Genomic DNA, 21,327 nt, shown 5'->3' with positions numbered 1-21,327 from the left:
GTGAAAGCATTGCAGTACGACGTGATCGTGGTCGGCGGCGGTCTGGTGGGCGCCAGCCTGGCGCTGGCGCTGGACCTCGCCGGCAAGCGGGTGGCCTTGCTCGAAGGACGGCCGCCCGAGCTTCAGGACCTGGACCAGGGCTGGGACGCGCGCATCTACGCGGTGAGTCCGGCCAATCGCCGTTTCCTGGAGAGCTTGGACGCCTGGCCCGGCGCCGAGCGCCTGGGCGCGATCGAGGCTATGGACGTGCGCGGCGACGCCGGCGGCCGCATCGAGTTCGCCGCCAGCGACGCCGGCGAGCCGGCGCTGGCCTGGATCGCAGAGAACCGCTGGCTGCTGGCCGCCTTGTGGCGGCGGCTGGCGGCGTCCGGCGTGGATTGCCTGGCGGGCATCAAGCCGCAGGCGCTGCGCGCCGACGCGCTGGGCGCGGAGCTGACGCTGGAAGACGGCCGCCGGCTGAGCGCCGCCTTGCTGGCCGGCGCCGACGGCGCCAACTCCTGGGTGCGCGAGCAGGCCGGTTTGAACGCCAGCGTCAAACCCTACGGCCAGAGCGGGGTGGTGGCCAATTTCGACTGCGAACGCCCGCACGGCGGCGTGGCGCGGCAATGGTTCACCGGCGACAGCATCCTGGCCTGGCTGCCCATGGCCGGGAACCGAATTTCCATGGTGTGGTCAACTTCTGATCCCTCGCGCTTGCTGGAGCTGCCGCCGGAGCAACTGGCGGCGACGGTGGCGGCGGCCGGAGGACGGGAGCTGGGCGAGTTGACCTGCCTCACCCCCGCGGCGGCGTTTCCGCTGCGTTTGATCCAGCCGGAGCGGGTGGCGGCGGAACGCGTGGTCCTGGTGGGCGACGCGGCCCACACCGTGCATCCCCTGGCCGGCCAGGGGGTGAACCTGGGCTTCCAGGACGCGGCGCAATTGGCCGCGCTGTTGGCCGGCGAACGCGACGCCGGAGACTGGATGCTGCTGCGCCGTTACGAGCGCCGGCGGCGCGAAGCGGTGAAAACCATGCAATTGGGCTGCGACGGCTTGTTCCAGCTGTTTCACGCCCAAGGGCCGGGCCTGTCCTGGCTGCGCAACACCGGCTTGAACCTGACCAATTGCCTGAAGCCTTTGAAGCGGCAATTCGCTCGGCAGGCGATTGGTTACTGAACCTCCTTTCAAGGATAAAGATTGATGAAGAAGAACCTGAAGTCCCTGGCGCTGGGCGCCTCCCTGATGATGGCGCTGGCCGCTTGCTCGCAAGCCGCCGGCAGCGGCAACGCCGGCGACGTGAAGAAGGCGTTTGAAGGCCGTTTCCCCGGCAAGCCGGTCAAGGCGGTGAGCGCCACCCCGGTAAAAGGGATTTTCGAGGTGGTGGTGGACAATAAGCAGGTGGTGTACACCAACGCCGACGCCAGCTATCTGTTTGTCGGCGATCTGATCGACGCGGTGAAGAAGGAAAGCCTGACCGAGAAGAAAATGGCCGAGCTGAACAAGGTGGACTTCAAGTCGCTGCCGTTTGAATACGCGCTGAAGGAAGTGCGCGGCAAGGGCGAGCGCAAGCTGGCGGTGTTCTCCGATCCGGACTGCCCGTTCTGCAAGAAGCTGGAGCGCGAAGGCCTGAAGAACCTGGACAACGTGACCATCTACACCTTCCTCTACCCGCTGTCCCAGTTGCACCCGGACGCGATGCGCAAGTCCAAGCAGATCTGGTGCTCGCCCGACAAAGTGGCGGCCTGGTCCGGCTTCATGCGCGACGGCAAGCCGCTGACCGGTCCGGACAATTGCGACACTCCGCTGGAGAAGATTCAGCAGCTGGGCGAGAAGCTGGGCATCACCGGCACGCCGGGCCTGATCTTCGCCAACGGCCAGCTGGTGCCGGGCGCGATCGATGGCGACGATATCGAGAAGCTGCTCAACGCCAAGTGAGCGCATGAAGGCAGGCGCCGCTAAGCGGATTCTCACGGCCTGCCCCTGCGTCCGCGCGACGCCGGGGCAGGCCGTTGTCGCGCCTGGCGGACGGCGATGACGGCGCGGCCGGGCCGGCGCTTGTCCGACGGCGACCGCCTGTTGCTGGGCCTGTCGCTGTCGCTGGCCTTGCACGGGCTGGCCTTGTTCGCGCCGTGGCCGGCCGGCGGCGCGCAGGGCGCGGTTTCCGGCCTGAGCGTGCGTCTGTCCGCCGCGCCGCCCGCTGCCAGCGCGGCGCGGGACGCCGTCCGGCCCGCGGCTTCCGGCCTTGCCGCGGAGCCGGGCGCTCTGCCGCCGGCCATGACCGGGCCCGGGGCGTCGCAAGCCTTGGCGGAGGCGTCGGCGCCGCGGCAGGAGACGCTGCCCGCGGCCGCGTTCGTCCCCGCGCCGGAAGCCTCCGCGCCGGCGGCAAACGGCGAGCAAGCCGCCGCCGCCGATGAGGGGCTGCCGCAGCGGCTGGGCCTGGACCTTTATTATCCGGCCGGACAGCTGGAGCGCCTGGCGGAGCCGCTGGAGCCCATCGTGCCGCCGATACTGGCCGATATGCCTGGGGATCCGCCGGTGTTCGAGCTGCGCGTCTATATCAATGAGCAGGGCGGGGTGGACGCGGCGCAATGGGCGGGCGCGGCGCCGGCGGACGGCGACGCGCAGCTGGAGCCGTTCCGGCGCGCGCGCTTCTTGCCTGCGCGCAAAGACGGCATTGCGGTGAAGAGCTATAAACGAATTCTGCTGGAGACGGCGCCGTTGACGGAAACGGCGGCGCCGGGCCGGCCTTAGAACATGTTTACGATCCGCCGCGCGTCGTGGGGCGTTGCACGGTGAGCGCCCCTTCGAAAGGCTCATGCGCCGCGCGCGCACTCCGCTTTCTCAGACGTTTTCGCCTTGTCTCGCCTTAGCTCGCGAGATCGCGAACACGTTCTCAAGCCTGTGCAAGGCTCTCCCGGGCCAGGGCGGTCTTGGAGCGGGCCGGTGGAACAAAATTGAGGCCGGACGCCGGGCCGGCGGCTGACCAAGGGCGCGGGTTCGTGGTAAATTCCGCTCTCCGGCGCTGCTTGCCGGAGGCTAACATCTCCAATCAGGGGCGTACGAACGTCCCGGCCTTCAACAAAGGAATTCCCATGTCTGATCTGCAGACTCTGTTCACCCAGGCTCAGGCCGATGTCAAGACCCTGTCCGAGCGTCCGGACAACCAGACCCTGTTGCAGCTGTACGCGCTGTTCAAGCAGGCGACCGAAGGCGACGCCGCCGGCGAGCGCCCGGGCATGATGGACTTCATCAACCGCGCCAAATTCGACGCTTGGGAAAAGCTGAAAGGCAAGAGCAGCGACGAGGCCAAGCAGGAATACGTGGACGTGGTGAAGCGTCTGCTGGAAGAGTAAGCCGGCCGCCAGAACGGGCCGCCCGCGGGCGGCGCCGTTTGCGGCGGCGAAGCGGCACCGGTCCCGAGTGCCGATTTTTTTTAGAAGTTGTTCGCCATCCCGCGGGGCAAGCCCGCGAAACGGACGCCGCGGCCGAAGCGGCCCGCGGATCGCGAACGGGTTCTCAACTGCCGCTGGCTGTTGCCCAGCAGCGCGCGGCGGTACGGTTTTTCAATCAAGTGAAGCGTTGGCCAAGATGAAGAGAGTCTTTTGCTTGCTGGTTTTCGCCCTGCTGGCGCAAGCGTGCCGGGCCGGCGACGATCCGGTTTTGCTGGTGGTGTCGGGCAAGATCAGCCATTTCACCGATTCGGCGCGCGGCGTGTATGAGTTCCGCGAGAGCGCGCTGATGGCCTTGCCGCAAACTTCGCTGGTCACCGCCACCAGCTGGACGCCCAAGGCCACCTTCAGCGGGCCGCTGGTGCGGGACATTCTGAATAAAGTGGGCGCCTACGGCCACCAGGCCCAGTTCGTGGCGCTCAACGACTATACCTATTCCATTCCGGTCAGTGAGCTGGTCAAGTATCGCGCCATCCTGGCGCGCCGCTTCAATCAGCAGCCGATGAACGTGGCCCGCTACGGGCCCTTGTGGTTGATGTATCCGCTGGAGCAGATGCCGGATTCGGCCAAGGGGCCGGCGCTGGACGCCAAGCTGATCTGGCAGATAGACGGTTTGGTGGTGAACTGATGGACCAGGACAATCAAGCGTCGTCCGACGCCGCGCCGGGCTGGCTCAGCCGCCTGCGGCGGCTGATTTCCGGCTGGGGCGGCTGGCCGGAGGGCCGGCGCATGCTGTGGGTGGGCTTGCTGGTGCTGATCACCGCCGCCGGCGGCATGTATTACAGCATCAGCCAGCTGGGCAAGGTCAATTCCGTGGCCAATAGCAGCGAGGATTTGTATTGGTCGGTGGCGCAGTTCCAGCTGGAAATGGAGCGCGCCAAGTCCGCGCTGGTGGGTTTCCAGGCCGGCCGCATCAAGCAAGACGAGTTGTTGCGGCGGCTGGAAGTGGCCAATAGCCGTTTCCACGTGTTTGCCGAACCGGCGCCGGTGCGGGTGCAGATGTTGCTGCGCCAGGTGAAGGGCTTCGACACCCTGGTGGCGGATTACCAGCAATTGTTCAACGACCCCGCCTTCAGTCACCCGGCGCTGGACTCGGCGCCGGCGCTGCTGGAGCGCATCGATCTGCTGCGGCCGCAACTGATGGCCTTCGCCGTGGAGGCGAGGGTGGCCGAGGTCAAGAGCCGCACCGAGCGGCTGGAGGACCTGGACCGCCAGCGCAGCAATGTGCTGTATCTGCAATCGGTGCTGTGGGGCGTGATCTGCGCGGTCATCCTGCTGTTGTCGCGCTACAGCTCGGTCAAGCGTTTGGCCAGCGCCAAACAGGCCTTGCTGGAGAAGGAGCAGTCCGCGCATCAGGCCACGGTGGCGATGGAGCTGGACCGCACCACCTTCCTGGCCACGCTGAGCCACGAGATCCGCTCGCCCTTGCAGTCCATGCAGGTGTGCATCGAATTGCTGGAGCCGGTGGCGGACGGCCAGAAGACCGCGCGCACCGCCTTGCAGCGTTTGAAAACCAGCGTGTCGCATTTGTCGGCCCAGGTGCACGACATCATGGACATCAGCGCCATCCGCAATATGAAGCTGCGGATGAATCCGCAGCCCATGCCCTTGGCCGAGGTGCTGCAAGCCACCATGGACGTGATGCGGCCGCTGGCCGACGCCAAGGGCCTGGCTCTGAACTACCAGGCCGGGCCGCTGCCGGCCAAGGTGGTGCTGGACGAGGTCAGGCTGCGCCAGGTGGTGGGCAATCTGGTGTCCAACGCCATCCGCTACACCGACAGCGGCGCGGTGACGGTCAGCGTGTCCTGCCTGCGCGCCACCGGCCACCATGAACTGGTGCTGCAGGTGCGCGACACCGGCGTGGGCATTCCGCTGGAGTATCAGCAGCGCATTTTCCAGCCCTTCATCCAGGGCAAGCACCGCCGCGCCGGCAGCTGCGGCCTGGGCCTGTCCATCGTCAAGGAGTTGGTCAATCTGTTCGGCGGCTGCATTGAGCTGGACAGCGCCGAGGGCAAGGGCGCCTGCTTCACCGTGCGCCTGCCGGTGCAGGCGCTGGAGTCGGCCGGTCCGCAGTCGGTGCTGATCGTGGACGACGACGCCGATATCCGCGACACCCTGGCCGAGCTGCTGCAGCGCGACGGCTATCAAGTGGCCACCGCGGAGACGGCGGCGCTGGCCGAGCAGGCGCTGGAGCGGGCCGATTTCGACACCGTGTTGCTGGACATGCATCTGGGCGCGGACAGCGGCTATCAGGTGGCGGAACGGGCCTGGAGCGGCCGGCGCGCCGAACAGACCGCCGTCGTCGGCATGAGCGCTTACCCGGAGGCGTTTCAGGATCCGCGCGCCCAGCGTTTCGCCGGCATCCTGGCCAAACCCTTCGACGCCGGCCAGCTGAGGCAGATGCTGGACGTGGTGGCCAGACGCGGCTGAACGCGGCGGCGCATGGCCGGCCAGAAAAAAGCCCTGGAGATCCAGGGCTTTTTCATGTCGCTCGGCGGCTGGAGCGGGTCTGCTCAGACTTCCAGATCGTGGGCCGCGGTCACCACATTGGTGATCTGCAGCGCCAGGATGGAGCCCGGCGTGGGCTTGCCGATGTAGTAAACGCCCTGGATGCGCAGCGCCTGCTGCAAGGCGGATTCGTATTCCTCGGCGTGGCCGGTCAGCACGATGATGGGCACGGTGGCCGAGCGCTGGCGTATGGTTTCTATCACTTTCATGCAATCGTCGTCGCCCAGCACCCAGTCCAGCACGAAGGCGTCGAACTCCTCGTGCGGCAGCGCGGCCAGCAGCTCGGACGGGGACTCGTAGGGCAGGGCGAACAGGCCCTGGCGCACCAGCACCGCCGCCAGGATGTCGGCGTCCATATCGTCCAGCACCGCCACCAGCAGCCGTTTGTTGTTGGCCCGCTTGGGCGGCTGCACCGCCAGATAGGTGACTTCGTGGCCGTTGATGCAGCGGTCGTGGCTGCCCGGATACACGTGCCAGCTGTCGCCCTGGCGGCGCGCCAGCAAGAGCGGCGAGATGGAGTCGTCCTGGACCACGTCGCCCAGCTGTATCCAGCAATGGGCTTCCTCGGTGTGGTCGGTCAGGTGGAGGATGGCCGGGATCAGGTCGGCGTCCGGCACCCGCACCGGCCGGCGGTTGTCTTGCGACACCAGCAGCTCGGAGGTGGGCAGGCCCAGGTATTGCGCCAGCTTCTCCAATTGACCCAACTGCCACTGGCTGCTGCCGTTGAGCTTGCGGTAGGTTTGCGACGCGCTCAGGCCCAGCACTTCCTCGATCAGGCTGACCTGTTGCGACTCCGCCAGGCCGCGCTGTTCCAGATGCGTGCGGATATTGGCGTTGATGATTTCAGTGGTTGGCTTGTTCTGTGTCATTTGCATGTCTTTGGAGTAGGGCGACTATCGGGTCGTTCTGGTCCGCAGCTTGCCGCCGGCGCGGGCGGGGGGCTGCTGTCTTTCTTCATTATCGGCGGCGGCGAGCGGAGGGCGGATGGCCTTCCGGGCAGGGGCGGGCACGTCGACGCTGGGGTTTCTACTTAGCCGATATTAGTCAGCTTTTGCAAAATTTGCGAAAAATTTTCGCTGAAAATGCAAAAAAGGTTTTCATTTTAAAATTGGGCATACAGATTGAAACCTGTTCCTTGGTACAGATTCGAGCTGTGTTATGCCTGTGGCCTAGTAAGGCTTGGCCGGTGAAGGGCGGCTAGATGTCTGATTTTATTGGGCGAATGGCGGCTTGGGTGGCGGCGGACGGCTTGGGGCGGAGGGTGTTGTAATTTCGCATATCATGCGAAGAGCGTGCGGGCGCGGCGACGCGCGCCCGCGGCGGGGTTGATCGCGGGCGGGCGCTCAGCCCAGGGTGCCGGTCAGGCTGACTTCGCGGGTTTCCGGCACTTCGTTGTAGGACAGCACGTGCAGGCCGGGCGCGAACAAGCGCGCGTAGCGCGCCAGCAGCGGGCGGATCTGCGGCATCACCAGCAGGATGGGCGCGTGGCCCAGCTGTTTCATCTGGTCGCGCACCACCGGCATATTGGCCTGCAGCTGCTGCAGCACGTTGGGGTCGATGGGGAAGCTGTCCAGCTGCGGCTTGCCGGTTTGCTGCGCCTGGCTCAGCGCGCCCAGCAGCAGGTTTTCCAGATCGGCGGACAGATTGAAGGCCTTCATCTCGCCGCGTGGGCCCAGGATGGATTGCACGATCTGGCGTTTCAGCGCGCAGCGCACCTCGGCCGCCAGCATGATGGGGTCCTTGCTGCTTTCGCTGGCGTCCAGCAGGGCGTTGGCGATGGGGCCGATGTCTTTCAGCGACACATTGTCGGTCAGCAGCTGGCGGTAGGCCTTGAGCTGCAAGGGCGCCGGCAGCGCCTGGTTCAGCGCGGAGGCGAGCTTGGGCGCCAGCGCCGACAGCCGCTCGTTGATGGCGGCCACGTCGTCGTGGCGGAACAGCTCGGACAAGTGCTCGCGCATCACCTTGTTCAGATGGGTGGCCACCACGCTGGCGCAGTCCACCACCTGGTAGCCCAGGCCCAAGGCCTTGCTCTTGTCGTCGGGCAGGATCCAGGTCACCGGCATCGCGTAGGCCGGGTCCACGCCGGGCATGCCGTCCACTTCGCCGTACAGCTCCGGCGAGGGGATGGCCATCAGGCGGTCGGCGTAGACCTCGCCCTCGGCCACGGTGTTGCCGCTGAGCAGGATGGCGTATTGCGAGGGCTTGAGGCGCAGATCGTCGCGCAGGTTCACTTGCGGCATCAGCACGCCCATGCCCTCGCTCAGGCTCTGGCGCACGCCGCGCACGCGCTTGGCCAGCGGCGCGCCCTGGCTCTTGTCCAGCAGCGACACCAGCTTGTAGCCCAGATTGACGCCCAGCGTGTCCACATAGGGCAGGGCGCCCCATTCCAGTTCGATGTCGGCGTCGCCGGCCAGCGCGCTTTTCGCCAGCGCCGGGTCCGGCTGGTTCGGCAGCACTTGCTGGCGGCGGTGCATCCGCCAGGCGACGAAGCCCAGCAGCAGCGCGAAGCCCAGGAAGGTGGGCCAGGGCATGCCGGGGATGGCGGCCAGCACCAGCATCATGCCGGCGGCGCTCATCAGCACGGTGGGGGAGGCCAGCATCTGCTTGCCCACCTGCTCCTGCATATCGCCGTCGTCGCTGATGCGGGTGACGATGATGGCGGCGGCGGAGGACAGCAGCAGGGCCGGGATCTGGGCCACCAGGCCGTCGCCTATGGTCATCAGCGCGTACTGGCGGAAGGCGTCGCCGGCGGACAGGCCGTGCATCAGCGCGCCGATGGCCACGCCGCCGAAGAGATTGATGATCAGGATCAGGATGCCGGCGATGGCGTCGCCGCGCACGAACTTGGACGCGCCGTCCATCGCGCCGTAGAAATCGGCCTCGGTGGCGATGTCGCGGCGGCGCTGCTGCGCCTGCTCCTGATTGATCAGGCCGGCGTTGAGGTCGGCGTCGATGGCCATCTGCTTGCCGGGCAGCGCGTCCAGGGTGAAGCGGGCGGACACTTCCGAGATCCGTTCCGCGCCCTTGGTCACCACCATGAAGTTGATGATCATCAGGATGACGAAGACCACCATGCCGACGACGAAGTTGCCGCCTATCACCACCTGGCCGAAGGCCTCGATCACCCGGCCGGCGGCGTGGGTGCCCTCATGGCCGTGCAGCAGCACCACCCGGGTGGACGCCACGTTCAGCGACAGTCTGAGCAGGGTGGTGGCCAGGATGATGGTGGGGAAGGCGGAGAAGTCCAGCGGCCGCTTGGCGGAGACGCTGACCAGGATGACGATGATGGCCAGCACGATGTTGAAGGTGAACAGCATGTCCAGCGCCATCGGCGGCAAGGGCAGCATCACCATGGCCAGTATGGCCAGCAAAAACAGCGGGGCGGCGATCTTGTGGCGGCCGATGTCGGCCAGCAGTCGAGTGAAAGCGTTCATGATGCGGTTCTGGGATCGGCCATGTCGCGCGGGATCGGCAAATCGTCCGGCAGCCGCGGCTGGCTGCGGCGCGATCCGTTGCGGAAGGCCTTGAGTTGCATGACATAGGTCAGGACTTGCGCCACCGCTCGGTACAGCGGCGCGGGGATCTGTTGGTTGACCTGGGTGGTGTGGTAGACGGCGCGCGCCAGCGGCGGCAGCGGCACGATGTCCACCTGATGCTCTTGAGCCACCTGACGGATGTAGAGCGCCATCTCGTCCAGGCCCTTGGCGATGATGAAGGGCGCCTCGGCGCGCTCCTCATCGTATTTCAGCGCCACCGCGTAGTGCTCGGGGTTGACGATGACCACGTCGGCGGTGGGCACCGCCTTGCGCACGCCGCGCTGGGCCATCTGCATCTGGATCTGGCGGATGCGCTGCTTGATCTCCGGCCGGCCCTCGGTGCTCTTGTACTCTTCCTTGATTTCCTGCTTGCTCATCTTCTGCTGCTTCATGAACAGCAGGATTTGCAGCGGCAGGTCGATCAGCGCGAACAGCATGAACACCGCGGTCAGGGTCAGCAGCGCGTTGATCAGCAGCTCGGCGCTGCCGGCGAGAGCGGTGGCGAAGGGCGCGCCTTGCAAGGCGAAGAAGTCTTCCAGCGCGCTCTGGCTCAGCCGGTACAGCACCCAGCCCAGCAACAGAGCCTTGGCGATGGATTTGCCGATCTCGCTGGCGTGCCGCGCCGAGGCGATGCGGCCGAAGTGGGCCAGCGGATTGAAGCGCTCCAGCTTGGGCTGCAGATGGTTGAGGCTGAACACCCAGCCGCCGGGATAGAGCGAAACCACGATCATGCACAGCGGAATCACCGCCAGCGGCAGCACCATCTTGACCAGCAGCAGCAAGGTGCCGGCGAACAGCTTGGACCAGCTGTTGTCCAGCGCGCCGCTGCCGGAGAGCGGGGCGAAGGCCAGCGCGAACAATTCCCGGAATTCGTCCAGCCACTGCGGCATCAGCCAGAAAGCCAGTTTCAGCGCCAACAACAGGCCCAGCGCGGCGGCCAGATCGCGCGAGCGCGGCACCTGGCCTTGCTTGCGCGCCTGCCGCAGCTTGTGCGGCGTGGCCTTTTCGGTTTTGTCGCCGCCGCGCCCCTCAGCCATGGCCGGCCCTCAGCATGCCGTCCAGCAGGCGCAGCATCTGTTCGTTCAGGTTCAGGTATTGCTGGGGGATGAAGCGAGCCACCAGGCCCAGCGTGCCCAGTCCGAACAAGGTGATCAGCGGGAAGCCCAGCGAGAACAGGTTCAGCGACGGCGCCACACGGTTGATCATGCCGATGCCGGCCTGCACCACGAAGGTGGCGAACACCGCCGGCAGCGCCAGCAGCATGGCGGCGGACAAGACCCAGGCCACGCCGCCGGCCAGCATGGACAGCGAGGCGGCCGGCACGCCGCCGCCCACCGGCCAGGCCTGGAAGCTGGCGTAAACCACCTGGATCAGCAGCAAATGGCCGTCCAGCGAGAAGAAGATCATGGCGCCCAGCAGGTAGAGCAGGCTGGACACCACGTCGGAAGAATTGCCGTTGCCGGGGTCGTTCATCACCGCCATGGACAGCGCCATCTGCGAGGACACCAGGAAGCCGAGCACGGCCAGCACCGCCAGCACCAGCTGAAAGGCGAGGCCGAAGACGAGGCCGATCACCGCCTGCTCGATGCTGGCGGCGACGCCGGCCAGCGAGAACAGGTCCAGCTTGGGCAGCGGCAGGGTGGCCGGCAGCGTGGCGGCGGACAAGGCCAGCGCCAGGCCGATGCGCACCCGCACCGGCACCATGCCCTCGCCGATGAAGGGCGCCACGCTGAAGGCGGCCATCAGCCGGCAGAACGGCCACCAGAAGGCCGGGATCAGGTCCAGCAGCTGGGCGTAGAGGCCGGTCACGGCTATCCGACCAGACCGGCGGCGCGCTGGAACATCGCCACGCAGAAATCCATCAGGAAGCCGGTGATCCAGTGGCCGGCGATGGCGATGGTGAGCAAGGTCACCAGCAGCCGCGGCAGGAAGGACAGCGTCTGCTCGTTGATCTGGGTGGCGGCCTGGATCAGGCTGACGATGACGCCGACGATCAGGCTGGGCAGGATCAGCAACACCACCAGGGTGACGACGACGCGCAGGCTGTCGTTGACGATGTCGACGGCAATGTCGGGAGTGAGCATAAACGCCTGTTAGTTAGTCAAGATGATCAATGAGCCGCGGAAGCGTAAAAAACTTTTTTAGCCACGGAAGCACACGGAAAAACACGGAAAATTCAAAATCAATGACTCCATGCCTGTGTTGTGTACGCCTTATGTTCGGCGCTTCGAAAAGCGCTATTTCCGTATGCCTCGGCGGATATCCATGACAAAGAATTTTGTGTTTTTCTGAATTTTTCCGTGTCTTCCGTGTGCTTCCGTGGCAAAAAATTTGTGCTCAATTCAATAAGCCTGTATCGAGGTGACCAGGGTGTTCACCGTCAGCGACCAGCCGTCCACCAGCACGAACAGCAGCAGCTTGAGCGGCAGCGAAATCACCAGCGGCGACAGCATCATCATGCCCATCGCCATCAGCACGCTGGACACCACTAGGTCTATCACCAGGAAGGGGATGAACAGCATGCAGCCGATCTGGAACGCGGTCTTCAACTCCGACAGCACGAAGGCGGCCAGCTTGACCGCGAAGGCGTGGTCCTGCGGATTGCTGATCTTTTCCTCGCCGGACAGCCTGGCGATCTGCGCCAGCGCGGTCTTGCTGGTTTGCGCCAGCATGAAGCGGCTGATCGGCTTCTGCGCGATCTCCAGCGCCTGCTGCATGGTGATCTTGTCCTGATCGAAGGGCTGCAAGGCATGGTTCCACACCTCCAGGCCCACCGGCCGCATCACCAGCAGGGTCAGGATCAGGGACACGCCGGTGACGATGCGGTTGGGCAGGCCCTGCTGCAGGCCCAGCGCCTGGCGCAGCAGGGACAGCACGATGATGAAGCGGGTGAAGCTGGTCATCATCAGCACCAGCACGGGCAAGAGCCCGAGCAAGGTCATCAGGATCAGGATCTGAGTCTTGATGGTGAAATCCACCGGCGTGCCGCCGGCGTTGGCCGACAGCAGCTTCAGCGGCTCGGCCTGACAGGCGGCGGCCAGCGCCCAAAGCCCCGTAGCGATGAGGCCGGGTCGCAGCAGGGGGCGCAACTTCTTCAAGAGTCCCATCAGGCCAGGCTGTCCAGTTCCAGATCGTTCAGCTCCACCACCCGCAGGCCGTAGTTCTCGCCGGCCACCACCACCTCGCCGCGTCCGATCACCGTGCCGTTGACCTTGATGTCCAGCGGTTCGCCGGCCAGCTTGTCCAGCTCCACCACCGAGCCGTTTTCGATATTGACCAGATCGGCCAGCGAGATGTCGGCGCCGCCCACTTCCAGCGTCAGCCGGACCGGGATCTTGCGCAGGAACTGGGTCATGTCGCGTTGCGGCCGGCGCGCCGCGGCGTCGTCCGCCGGCTTGGCGTCCGCGTCGTTCTGGCCGTCCAGGCCGTCCAGCACGCCGCCCAGGTCGAAATCGTCGTTCAAGTCCATGCTAATCCTTGCTTGTTCTGTGTTTGTGGAGTCATTCGCTGGCGACAAAGCCGGTCAGGCACAGCTTGCCGTGCTGCTCGGCCACTTCGGCGTCGAACAGCCGCGAAGCGCCGACCAGCACTTCGCTCCTGGCCTGCAGCGTCACCGGCAGCACGCTGCCGGGGCGCAGGTCCATGATGTCGCCCAGCGCCATTTCGCGATCCAGCAGCCGCGCTTGCAGCCGCACCCGCAGCCGGTCGCGGAAGGTGTCCGCCGGCGCGGCCTGGGCGTCGGCGCTGTCGCGGCGGCCGGACAGGTTTTTCAGCAGCCGTTCGAAGCAGGCGGCGTCCAGTTGCAGGCGCAGCGCGCCGACGGCGTGCTCGCCGTCGCCGATGTCCAGGCGTATCTCCCAGACCCCGGTGCCGGGCGGCACGAAGGGCAGCAGCGCGCAGTCGGCCGGGCCGGGCGGCAGGCCGCCGGCCTGGCGGTCCAGGCGCAAAACGCATTGCAGCAGCCGCGGCAGCAGCCGTTCCGCCAGGCTGCGCGCCAGCCGGCGTTCGGTTTCGGTCTCCGCCGGCGCGGCGGCGTCGGCGTCCGGCTGCGCCGTCGGCGCGCCGAAGCGGTAGTCCAGCAAGCGCAGCAGCAGCGGTCGTTCGATATGGCTGCCCAGCTGGCAGCCGTCCAGCGCGTGCCACAGCCAGCGGCGCTCGTCGGCGGCCGGTTGCGCCTGTTCCAGCGCGCGGATGTGGAAACGCGCGTGGTAGCGGCGGTTCAATTCTTGCTGCAGGAAATCCGCCAGCTCTTCTTGCAGGGCTTTGCCGAAGACGGGCAGCAGATGGAACGGTCGTCCCAGCGTGCGCAGGTCGAGAGCCGGCAATTGGGCGCCGTCATGCTGCGAAATGATTCTGGCTCTTGGCATCTCGATTCTCGGTGAAGGCGTGGGCTTGGCGCCGCCGGCGCGCCCGGCCGGCGCGCGCGGGCGACGGCAGGGGCGCGGCGCTTAAACCGCGGCGTCCTGGTGTTCATCAAGGCCGGCCCGCCCTCTGCGGCGCTGGAGGCGAACTGTACTAGAAGGTACTAAATTCGCGGCTCGCGGACGGAGGCAAACGGCAGGCTAAACCTTATGGAGTGTGCATCTTACTGGCTGCCGCCGTTGGGTAAAGGGGGAAAATTCACGTCAGAGTTTGTGAAAATTCACGGCTGTTGGTTTAAGCATAAAGTTTAAAATCGCCGCTCGTATCCTGGCGTCAGGATGATGGCATGGTTACAAGTCCTCATCTCGGGGCTGCCGCTTCGATACGCTCGCCGCCGCGCGGCGGGCCGCAGACGTGAAACCGGCCTTGATTGGCCACTCAATAATAACGGGCACCGCCCGACAAGGATTTCCGATGGCGACCAACCTGGGTTTGATGATTCATGCCGACCGCAAGCAAATGCTCGGCGAAATGGCCGGGATGGCGCGCGGCGCGCCGATTGCGCCGCCGCAACACAGCGAAGAGCCGGCCTCCGCCGCCAGCTTCTCCGACGCCATGGGCGCCGCCGTCCGCGATGTGGACGCGCAGAACCGCGCCGCCTCCGAAAAAATGGCCGATGTGGACAGCGGCAAGAGCGACGACCTGGTCGGCGCCATGCTGATGAGCCAGGAAGCCAGCCTGTCGTTCTCCATGCTGATGCAAGTGCGCAATAAGGTGGTGGGCGCCGTGGACGACTTGATCAAGATGCAGCTGTAAGCCGCGAGGACCATGCCCGTGTTGAATCGTTTCCGCAGCGGCGTCGCGGCCGTGCAAACCCGTCTGGGCGGCCGTTGGCCCGTTTCCGGACCCTCCCTGCGCCTGGCGCTGCCCATCGTCGCGCTGGCCATCGGCCTCACCGTGATGATCAGCCTGTGGCTGTGGCGCGACGACGCCAGCTACAAGCCGGTGTTCGGCGCCCAGGAAAAAGTGGTGGCCGCCGACATGATGGCGGTGTTGGACGCCGAGAAAATCCCTTATCGCATCCATCCGCAAACCGGCCAGGTGCTGGTGCCGGACAGCCAGCTGGGCCGCGTGCGCATGCAGCTGGCGGCCAAGGGCGTGGTGGCGCAGCTGCCGTCCGGCCTGGAGCTGCTGGACAAGAACGACCCGCTGGGCGTCAGCCAGTTCGTCCAGGATGTGCGCTTCCGCCGCGGCCTGGAAGGCGAGCTGGTGCAAAGCATTCTGGCGCTGGAGCCGGTGTCCGCCGCGCGCGTGCATCTGTCGCTGCCGCGCGCCACGTCTTTTGTCGGCGCCGTCAACGACAAGGGCTCCGCCTCGGTGGTGGTCACCCTCAAGCCCGGCCAGCAACTGAGCAACGAGCAAGTGGCCGCGGTGATCAAGCTGGTGGCCGGCAGCGTGTCCACGCTGTCGCCGTCCCAGGTCACCCTGGTGGACCAGGCCGGCAATCTGCTGTCCTCGCGCGTGGACCTGAGCGACGACGGGGTGTTGGGCGGCAATGAGAGCGACGCCGCGCGCCGCTTCCGCGAGGAAGCGCTGCAAAACGTCCGCGATCTGCTGACCCCGGTGCTGGGCAAGGACAATTTCAAGGTCAGCGTCACCGCCGACGTGGACAACGACCGCGTCGAGGAAACCCGCGAGAAATACGGCGAGGCGCCCAAGGTCACCAACGAGGCCTCGCGCGAGGAAACCTCCACCGAGAAAATGGCGCTGGGCGTGCCCGGCTCGCTGAGCAACCGCCCGGTCAACACCGACGCCTCCGGCCCAGCTTCGGAAAAAGCCGGCAACAGCAAGAACGCCGTCACCCGCCAATACGCCTACGACCGCAGCGTCACCCAGATCAAGAAGGCGCGCGGCACGCTGCGCCGCCTCAGCGTGGCCGTGGTGCTGAACCAGGCCGCCGCGCCGGCCAAGGGCGGCTGGAAGCCGGCCGAACTGGCCAATGTCGACAAGGTGCTGCGCAACGGCCTGGGCATACACGCCGAGCGCGGCGACACCCTGGCGGTGTCCACGCTCAACTTCTCCGCGCTGTCCGAGCCGGAACCGATCTGGATGCAGCAGGACACCTGGTTCGAAGCCGCGCGCTGGGCCGTTTACGCCTTCGGCCTGCTGCTGGCCTACCTGCTGCTGGCGCGTCCGCTGCTGAAGATGCTGCGCCAGCTGACCGATCGTCAGCTGCGCGAATACCAGCAGCCGGAAGCGCTGGAACTGAAACCCGATCCGCTGATGGACGGCGCCGACCTGCGCGCCGCGCGCCAGGCGCAGCTGTCCTCCGCGCCGCAGCCGGCGGCCTTGGCCGCGGCCGGCGCCGGCGCCAGCCCAGTGGTGCCGCTGCTGGAAAATTACGATCTGCCGCCGGCCGGCTCCAGCGTCGACGTCTTGGTCGACCACCTGAAGGGCCTGGCCGCCAAAGAGCCGGAACGCGTCGCCGAAGTCGTCAAACAATGGGTGCAGAAAAATGGACGAAACCAATAACGCCGTAGCGCCGGCCCTGCCGCCGGCCGCCGCCGCGCCCGCCGCCGAAGCGATGAACACCATCGAGCAGGCCGCCGTGCTCTTGCTGTGCATGGGCGAGGAGCCCGCCGCCGCCGTGCTGCGCTGCCTGAGCCGCGAAGAACTGCTGCAAGTGACCCAGGCGATGTCAGGCATGAGCGGCATCAAGGTGGACGCGGTCAAGACCACGATTCAGAAATTCTTCGACGAATACCGCGAGCAGAGCGGGGTGCACGGCGCCAGCCGCGCCTTCCTCAAGCGCTCGCTGGATCTGGCGCTGGGCAGCGACATCGCCAACAGCGTACTGGACACCATTTACGGCGACGCCATCCGTCCCAAGATGGCGCGGCTGCAATGGGTGTCGCCGCAATGGCTGGCGGACCGCATCGCCGGCGAACACGTGCGCATGCAGGCGGTGTTCCTCGCCTTCCTGCCGCCGGCCTTGGCCGGCCAGGTGGTGGACGCGCTGCCGGCGGACAGCCGCGACAGCGTGCTGGTCAACGTGGCCCGGCTCAAGGACGTGGACCGCGAGCTCCTGGAAGAGCTGGAAGAACTGGTCAACCGCTGTCTGGAAAGCCTGCACACCCAGAGCACCGCGGTGGAAGGCATGCAGCAGACCGCCGACATCCTCAACCGCCTGCCGGGCGACCGCCAGCGCATGATGGAACTGCTGCGCGCCCACGATCCGGACATCGTCGAGGAAATCGAAACCCGCATGTACGACTTCTTCATCCTGTCGCGTCAGACCGAGGCCGTGCTGATGCGCATCAGCGAAGACATTCCGCTGGAGCAATGGGCGATCGCGCTCAAGGGCGCGGAGCCGGCGGTGCGCGAGGCCATCGTCCAGACCATGCCGCGCCGTCAGGCGCAAAACTTCGACGCGATGATGCGCCGCTCCGGCCCGGTGCCGCTGAGCCGCGTGGAAGAAGTGCGCGCCGACATCATGGCTCAGGTCAAACAGCTGGCCCAGGCCGGCGAAATCGACCTGCAGCTGTTCCCAGAGGAAGTGGTCGAGTGAAGGCCTGGCGCCCCTTCCGCTTCCCGCCGCTGATCCACAGCGCGCTGGACCTGCCGCTGAACGCGCAGGACTCCGCCCAGATCCAGGCCTCCGCCGCCGACGGCTTCCGTCAGGGCATGGACGCCGGTTACAACGAAGGCCTGGCCAGCGGGGAAGCCGCCGGCCGAGAGGCCGGCTACGCCGCGGGCCTGGAGCAGGGCCGCCAGGAAGGGCAGGCGGCCGCGCGCCGCGAAGCCCTGGCCGAGCTGGCCGACCTGGGCCGGCCGCTGGAGGCCGCGCTGGCCGAACTGCGCCGCGTCAGCGAGGAATACCAGGCGGCGATGCGCGACGAGGTGGTGGAACTGGTGGCCAAGGTGGCGCGCCAGGTGATCCGCTGCGAATTGGCGCTCAAGCCGGTGCAGATCCTGGACCTGGTGGACGAAACCCTGGCCGCGCTGCCGCCGGGCCAATACCAGCAGGACGAGGTGGAAATCCTGCTCAACGCCGAAGAATGCCAGCGCATCCGCGAACTGGCGCCGGAGCGCGCCGCGCGCTGGCGCCTGGTGGCCGACGCGCAGCTGCCGCACGGCGAATGCCGGATCCGCACGCCGGAGTCCGAGGCCGACGCCGGCTGTCAGCAGCGGCTGGAGGCCTGCATCGCCACCGTGCGCGAACAACTGCAACACGACGCCGACGAGCCGGCGGCGGCCGAGGCGGAGGCTTAAGCCATGCTGCGCCAGGCGTTGGGACGGCTGGAACTGCCCGAGGTGCCGGTGGCCACCGTCAGCGGCCGCCTGGTGGGCGCGTCCGGCCTGCTGCTGGAAAGCGTGGGCTGTCCGCTGGAAACCGGCCAGCGCTGCGTGATCGAAACCACCGGCGGCGGCTGGCTGCAAGCCCAGGTGGTGGGCTTCAAGCGCGAAGTCTCCTACCTGATGCCGTTCAAGAAGCCGGTGGGGCTGAGCACCGGCGCGCGGGTGCTGCCCGCCGCCGACGGCGGCGGCCTGATGATAGGCCCGTCCTGGCTGGGCCGCATCGTCAACGGCCTGGGCGAGCCGCTGGACGGCCTGGGCCGTCTTGGCGGCGAACAGCCGCTGGCCGCCCACCCGCCGCAAGTCAATCCCTTGAAAAAACAGCCGGTGTCCGCGCCGCTGGACGTGGGCGTGCGCGCGATCAACAGCCTGCTCACCATAGGCCGCGGCCAGCGCGTCGGTCTGTTCGCCGGTTCCGGCGTCGGCAAAAGCGTGTTGCTGGGCATGATCACCCGCCACACCGAAGCCGACGTGGTGGTGGTGGGGCTGATCGGCGAGCGCGGCCGCGAAGTGCGGGAGTTCGTCGAGCACTCGCTGGGCGAGGCCGGCCTGGCCAAGGCGGTGCTGGTGGTGGCGCCGGCCGACGAATCGCCGCTGATGCGGCTGAAGGCCACCGAACTGACCCACACCATCGCCGCCCATTTCCGCGACCAGGGCCGCAATGTGCTGCTGCTGGTGGATTCGCTGACCCGCTACGCGATGGCTCAGCGCGAAGTGGCGCTGGCGCTGGGCGAACCGCCGGCCACCCGCGGTTATCCGCCGTCGGTGTTCGGTCTCCTGCCCTCGCTGGCGGAGAGCGCGGGCAACGGCGAGGGCGGCGCCGGCAGCATGAGCGCCATCTACACCGTGCTGGCCGAAGGCGACGATCAGCAAGACCCGGTGGTGGACACCGCGCGCGCCATCCTGGACGGCCACATCGTGCTGTCGCGGGAACTGGCCGAGCGCGGCCATTATCCGGCCATCGACATCGGCCGCTCGGTCAGCCGCTGCATGAGCCAGCTGACCGCGGCGGAACACGCGGAGGCGGCGCGCGGCGCGCGCGGCGCCTGGTCCCGTTACCAGGAAGTGCGCAGCCTGATCCCCTTGGGCGGCTATGTCGCCGGCGCCGACGCGGACACCGACCGCGCGGTGCGGCTGATGCCCAGGCTGGAAGCCTTTTTGCGCCAGGGCGCGGCCGAGGCCGCGAGCTATGAAGACAGCCGCAACGGTTTGATGGAGATGATCGCGACATGAGCCAGCCCGAAGACGTGCGCCGCCTGGGCCTGATGGTCCAATTGCGGCAGCAGGACGTGGACCGCTTGCAAAGCGAGGTGGAAGGCAAGCGCCAGCTGCAGGAACGCTACCGCCGCAACATCTTGCGCATGGGCGAGCTCTGCGGCCAGAGCGGCGCCAGCGCCGACGCCGGCCACCCGGCTTTGGCGCGCAACTGCGCGGACTACAAGGGCGCGCTGCTGGGCCTGATGGCCTCGCAGCAGCAGGATCTGCAACTGGCCGAGGCGGACGCCGCGGTCAGCCAGCGCGCGCTGCTGCAAGCCAGCCTGCGCCGCGAAGTGATGGTCCAGGTGCGCGACCAGGCGGCGGAAAGCCTGCTGCGCCTGCGGCTGAAGAAAGAACAGAAGCAAACCGACGAACTGGCCGGGCAAGCCTGGCTGCGCGGAGCGTGATTATTCACGGCGGCTCAAGAAAAGCCGGCCGGCGGTCGCAAGGGATCGTCATTAGCGTCGATCTCAATACCGGCGATCTCATCTCGGCGCGCCGACCGCGCTCCGGCCCGCGTACAGCGAAAGGATTCTAAATGGCTATCGATTTCAGCAAGACCCCGCCCTCGGCGCTGGCCCAGAACGCCGCCAGCCTGTATCTGCAAGACGCCCAGAACCAGCTGGACAATCAGAGCAAGGCGGCGCAGGCGCGCGGCGACGCGCTGAACAAGCTGCAAAAGGCCTTGCAAGACTACCGCAGCGCGCTGAGTGGCATCACCACCAAGAAGAGCCTGGTGGCGATGAGCGCCAGCATCAGCCAGGAAGGCTTCGGCAGCGTCAGCGCCAAGGGCAACGCTCAGCCGGGCAACTACTCGCTGTTCATCGAACAAGTGGCCACCGCCCATCAGCTGTCCTTCGGCAGCCTGTCCGGCGCCAAGGCCCAGGCCGGCGACAAGATCACCATCCGCCAGGGCAGCGACAGCTTTGAAGTGGACCTCAGCAGCGCGGACCGCGACGGCGACGGCAATTTGTCTCCGTCGGAGCTGGCTTTGGCCATCAACCGCGCCAGCGGCAACAGCGGCAAGGTCAACGCCATGGTGTTGAACAACGGCGGCGCCAGCCAGCTGGTGATGTCCTCCGGCAAGACCGGCGAAAGCGGCGTCGTCACGCTGGACCTGAGCCAGGTCAGCGACGCCGGCCTGAAGAGCGGCCTCGCCAGCCCCAAGGAGCTGACCAAGGGGCAGGACGCCATCGTCTGGCTGGGCAATAAAGACACCGGCGTGCAGATGAAGCAGGCGTCCAACACCTTTGACAGCATTGACGGGGTCAACCTGACCATCAGCAAGGCGATGAAGCCGGGCGATACCCCGCTGCAATTGTCGGTGTCGCGCAACGAGGCCGACACCGTCGGCAATGTGCAAGGCTTCGTCGACAGCTACAACAAGCTGGCCAGCGCCATCTCCGATCTGTCCGCTCCGGGCAAGGAAGGCAAGACCGGCGGCCCCTTCGCCAGTGACTCCGGCATCCGCAGCCTGAAAGACGGCATCAACGGCCTGCTGCGTCAGGAATACGACGGCATCACCTTGAACCAGCTGGGCATCAAGGCCAACCGCGACGGCACCCTGAGCCTGGACAGCAAGAAGCTGAACGACACCCTGAAGGACAAGCCGGACGCGCTGGACCGTTTCGTCAACGGCGACAACAAGAACGGCGTGGTCAAGCAAAGCAGCGACTACCTGGACAAATGGCTGAACGGCAGCAGCGGCCTGCTCAAGCTGCGCAAGGATTCCGAATCCCGCATCCAGAAAGATCTGGATAGCCGCCAGCTGCGGCTGAAGACCCAGTACGACCAGAGCTATAAGCGCTACCTGACGCAGTTCACCCAGCTGCAGAAGATGCAGGAAGACATGCAGAAGACTCTGGGCATGCTGTCCTTCTGAA

The 21,327-nt window shown here is 66.6% G+C and carries 21 protein-coding genes; 13 read left to right on the top strand and 8 right to left on the bottom strand.

Going from position 1 to position 21,327, the window contains the following annotated elements; genetic code table 11:
- The 6 genes from AB1Z25_RS14840 to AB1Z25_RS14815 all read left to right on the top strand — a co-directional run bounded on the left by AB1Z25_RS14840 (window position 1) and on the right by AB1Z25_RS14815 (window position 5,855).
- A complete protein-coding gene (locus AB1Z25_RS14840) occupies window positions 1-1,152 on the top strand; it encodes a UbiH/UbiF family hydroxylase (RefSeq protein WP_486635566.1) in 1,152 nt (383 codons plus the stop codon).
- A 24-nt stretch (window positions 1,153-1,176) separates the two neighbouring features.
- Window positions 1,177-1,911 carry a thioredoxin fold domain-containing protein gene (locus AB1Z25_RS14835; protein WP_107800060.1) on the top strand — a complete coding sequence of 245 codons (735 nt, stop codon included), beginning with the start codon at window positions 1,177-1,179 and terminating at the stop codon, window positions 1,909-1,911.
- 96 nt (window positions 1,912-2,007) lie between these two features.
- Window positions 2,008-2,727, top strand: coding sequence for an energy transducer TonB (locus tag AB1Z25_RS14830; protein WP_486635565.1), 720 nt, complete (start codon window positions 2,008-2,010; stop codon window positions 2,725-2,727).
- A 341-nt stretch (window positions 2,728-3,068) separates the two neighbouring features.
- Complete coding sequence (locus AB1Z25_RS14825; RefSeq protein ID WP_486635564.1) at window positions 3,069-3,329, top strand: acyl-CoA-binding protein; 261 nt, start codon at window positions 3,069-3,071, stop codon at window positions 3,327-3,329.
- 253 nt (window positions 3,330-3,582) lie between these two features.
- Window positions 3,583-4,053, top strand: a complete 471-nt coding sequence (locus AB1Z25_RS14820; protein ID WP_158274250.1) for a putative pterin-binding protein — start codon at window positions 3,583-3,585, stop codon at window positions 4,051-4,053.
- Entirely contained in the window at window positions 4,053-5,855 is a 1,803-nt protein-coding gene (locus tag AB1Z25_RS14815) for an ATP-binding response regulator (RefSeq protein ID WP_227104219.1), read from the top strand. Before AB1Z25_RS14820 ends, AB1Z25_RS14815 begins: the two co-directional genes overlap by 1 nt.
- Window positions 5,856-5,938: 83 nt before the next feature.
- Here the strand turns inward: AB1Z25_RS14815 and AB1Z25_RS14810 are convergent, their stop codons facing one another.
- The 8 genes from AB1Z25_RS14810 to AB1Z25_RS14775 all read right to left on the bottom strand — a co-directional run bounded on the left by AB1Z25_RS14810 (window position 5,939) and on the right by AB1Z25_RS14775 (window position 13,836).
- Window positions 5,939-6,802, bottom strand: a complete 864-nt coding sequence (locus tag AB1Z25_RS14810) for a helix-turn-helix domain-containing protein (RefSeq protein ID WP_158274251.1) — start codon at window positions 6,800-6,802, stop codon at window positions 5,939-5,941.
- A gap of 474 nt (window positions 6,803-7,276) precedes the next feature.
- Window positions 7,277-9,367 (bottom strand): flagellar biosynthesis protein FlhA, encoded by a 2,091-nt coding sequence (locus AB1Z25_RS14805; protein ID WP_486635563.1) that lies wholly within the window; start codon window positions 9,365-9,367, stop codon window positions 7,277-7,279.
- Window positions 9,364-10,506: a flagellar type III secretion system protein FlhB gene (gene flhB, locus AB1Z25_RS14800; protein ID WP_107798655.1), complete on the bottom strand. Its 1,143-nt coding sequence runs from the start codon at window positions 10,504-10,506 to the stop codon at window positions 9,364-9,366. Before flhB ends, AB1Z25_RS14805 begins: the two co-directional genes overlap by 4 nt.
- Window positions 10,499-11,278 (bottom strand): flagellar biosynthetic protein FliR, encoded by a 780-nt coding sequence (fliR, locus tag AB1Z25_RS14795; protein ID WP_253315627.1) that lies wholly within the window; start codon window positions 11,276-11,278, stop codon window positions 10,499-10,501. Before fliR ends, flhB begins: the two co-directional genes overlap by 8 nt.
- A gap of 2 nt (window positions 11,279-11,280) precedes the next feature.
- Window positions 11,281-11,553 carry a flagellar biosynthesis protein FliQ gene (gene fliQ / locus AB1Z25_RS14790; protein ID WP_043590304.1) on the bottom strand — a complete coding sequence of 91 codons (273 nt, stop codon included), beginning with the start codon at window positions 11,551-11,553 and terminating at the stop codon, window positions 11,281-11,283.
- A 258-nt stretch (window positions 11,554-11,811) separates the two neighbouring features.
- A complete protein-coding gene (gene fliP / locus AB1Z25_RS14785; protein WP_371926309.1) occupies window positions 11,812-12,576 on the bottom strand; it encodes a flagellar type III secretion system pore protein FliP in 765 nt (254 codons plus the stop codon).
- Window positions 12,576-12,938, bottom strand: a complete 363-nt coding sequence (gene fliN / locus AB1Z25_RS14780) for a flagellar motor switch protein FliN (RefSeq protein WP_107798657.1) — start codon at window positions 12,936-12,938, stop codon at window positions 12,576-12,578. The genes fliP and fliN overlap by 1 nt, the downstream gene beginning before the upstream one ends.
- A gap of 31 nt (window positions 12,939-12,969) precedes the next feature.
- Window positions 12,970-13,836 carry a FliM/FliN family flagellar motor C-terminal domain-containing protein gene (locus AB1Z25_RS14775; protein ID WP_107798658.1) on the bottom strand — a complete coding sequence of 289 codons (867 nt, stop codon included), beginning with the start codon at window positions 13,834-13,836 and terminating at the stop codon, window positions 12,970-12,972.
- A gap of 469 nt (window positions 13,837-14,305) precedes the next feature.
- On the opposite strand from AB1Z25_RS14775, the gene fliE reads away from it, so the two are divergent.
- The 7 genes from fliE to fliD all read left to right on the top strand — a co-directional run bounded on the left by fliE (window position 14,306) and on the right by fliD (window position 21,326).
- Complete coding sequence (fliE, locus tag AB1Z25_RS14770) at window positions 14,306-14,647, top strand: flagellar hook-basal body complex protein FliE (RefSeq protein ID WP_107798659.1); 342 nt, start codon at window positions 14,306-14,308, stop codon at window positions 14,645-14,647.
- An 18-nt stretch (window positions 14,648-14,665) separates the two neighbouring features.
- Complete coding sequence (fliF, locus tag AB1Z25_RS14765; RefSeq protein ID WP_227104209.1) at window positions 14,666-16,363, top strand: flagellar basal-body MS-ring/collar protein FliF; 1,698 nt, start codon at window positions 14,666-14,668, stop codon at window positions 16,361-16,363.
- Window positions 16,347-17,399 (top strand): flagellar motor switch protein FliG, encoded by a 1,053-nt coding sequence (locus AB1Z25_RS14760; protein ID WP_048415757.1) that lies wholly within the window; start codon window positions 16,347-16,349, stop codon window positions 17,397-17,399. Before fliF ends, AB1Z25_RS14760 begins: the two co-directional genes overlap by 17 nt.
- Window positions 17,396-18,103 (top strand): flagellar assembly protein FliH, encoded by a 708-nt coding sequence (fliH, locus tag AB1Z25_RS14755; RefSeq protein WP_107798661.1) that lies wholly within the window; start codon window positions 17,396-17,398, stop codon window positions 18,101-18,103. Before AB1Z25_RS14760 ends, fliH begins: the two co-directional genes overlap by 4 nt.
- Window positions 18,104-18,106: 3 nt before the next feature.
- Window positions 18,107-19,420 carry a flagellar protein export ATPase FliI gene (gene fliI / locus AB1Z25_RS14750; protein ID WP_107798662.1) on the top strand — a complete coding sequence of 438 codons (1,314 nt, stop codon included), beginning with the start codon at window positions 18,107-18,109 and terminating at the stop codon, window positions 19,418-19,420.
- Complete coding sequence (gene fliJ / locus AB1Z25_RS14745) at window positions 19,417-19,851, top strand: flagellar export protein FliJ (RefSeq protein WP_081575891.1); 435 nt, start codon at window positions 19,417-19,419, stop codon at window positions 19,849-19,851. The genes fliI and fliJ overlap by 4 nt, the downstream gene beginning before the upstream one ends.
- A 131-nt stretch (window positions 19,852-19,982) precedes the next feature.
- Entirely contained in the window at window positions 19,983-21,326 is a 1,344-nt protein-coding gene (fliD, locus tag AB1Z25_RS14740; RefSeq protein WP_107798663.1) for a flagellar filament capping protein FliD, read from the top strand.
- Window position 21,327: the final 1 nt, after the last annotated feature.

Source organism: Chromobacterium sp. HL1 (assembly GCF_057418835.1).
The sequence above is the reverse complement of the archived record's forward strand: the minus strand, read 5'-3'. Positions and strand labels throughout refer to the sequence as shown.

Coding starts and splice junctions, on each gene's coding strand:
- AB1Z25_RS14835 (WP_107800060.1), top strand. CDS start 1,177: ATGAAGAAGAACCTGAAGTCCCTGGCGCTGGGCGCCTCCCTGATGATG.
- AB1Z25_RS14830 (WP_486635565.1), top strand. CDS start 2,008: ATGACGGCGCGGCCGGGCCGGCGCTTGTCCGACGGCGACCGCCTGTTG.
- AB1Z25_RS14825 (WP_486635564.1), top strand. CDS start 3,069: ATGTCTGATCTGCAGACTCTGTTCACCCAGGCTCAGGCCGATGTCAAG.
- AB1Z25_RS14815 (WP_227104219.1), top strand. CDS start 4,053: ATGGACCAGGACAATCAAGCGTCGTCCGACGCCGCGCCGGGCTGGCTC.
- AB1Z25_RS14810 (WP_158274251.1), bottom strand. CDS start 6,802: ATGACACAGAACAAGCCAACCACTGAAATCATCAACGCCAATATCCGC.
- AB1Z25_RS14805 (WP_486635563.1), bottom strand. CDS start 9,367: ATGAACGCTTTCACTCGACTGCTGGCCGACATCGGCCGCCACAAGATC.
- flhB (WP_107798655.1), bottom strand. CDS start 10,506: ATGGCTGAGGGGCGCGGCGGCGACAAAACCGAAAAGGCCACGCCGCAC.
- fliQ (WP_043590304.1), bottom strand. CDS start 11,553: ATGCTCACTCCCGACATTGCCGTCGACATCGTCAACGACAGCCTGCGC.
- fliP (WP_371926309.1), bottom strand. CDS start 12,576: ATGGGACTCTTGAAGAAGTTGCGCCCCCTGCTGCGACCCGGCCTCATC.
- fliN (WP_107798657.1), bottom strand. CDS start 12,938: ATGGACTTGAACGACGATTTCGACCTGGGCGGCGTGCTGGACGGCCTG.
- AB1Z25_RS14775 (WP_107798658.1), bottom strand. CDS start 13,836: ATGCCAAGAGCCAGAATCATTTCGCAGCATGACGGCGCCCAATTGCCG.
- fliE (WP_107798659.1), top strand. CDS start 14,306: ATGGCGACCAACCTGGGTTTGATGATTCATGCCGACCGCAAGCAAATG.
- AB1Z25_RS14760 (WP_048415757.1), top strand. CDS start 16,347: ATGGACGAAACCAATAACGCCGTAGCGCCGGCCCTGCCGCCGGCCGCC.
- fliI (WP_107798662.1), top strand. CDS start 18,107: ATGCTGCGCCAGGCGTTGGGACGGCTGGAACTGCCCGAGGTGCCGGTG.
- fliJ (WP_081575891.1), top strand. CDS start 19,417: ATGAGCCAGCCCGAAGACGTGCGCCGCCTGGGCCTGATGGTCCAATTG.
- fliD (WP_107798663.1), top strand. CDS start 19,983: ATGGCTATCGATTTCAGCAAGACCCCGCCCTCGGCGCTGGCCCAGAAC.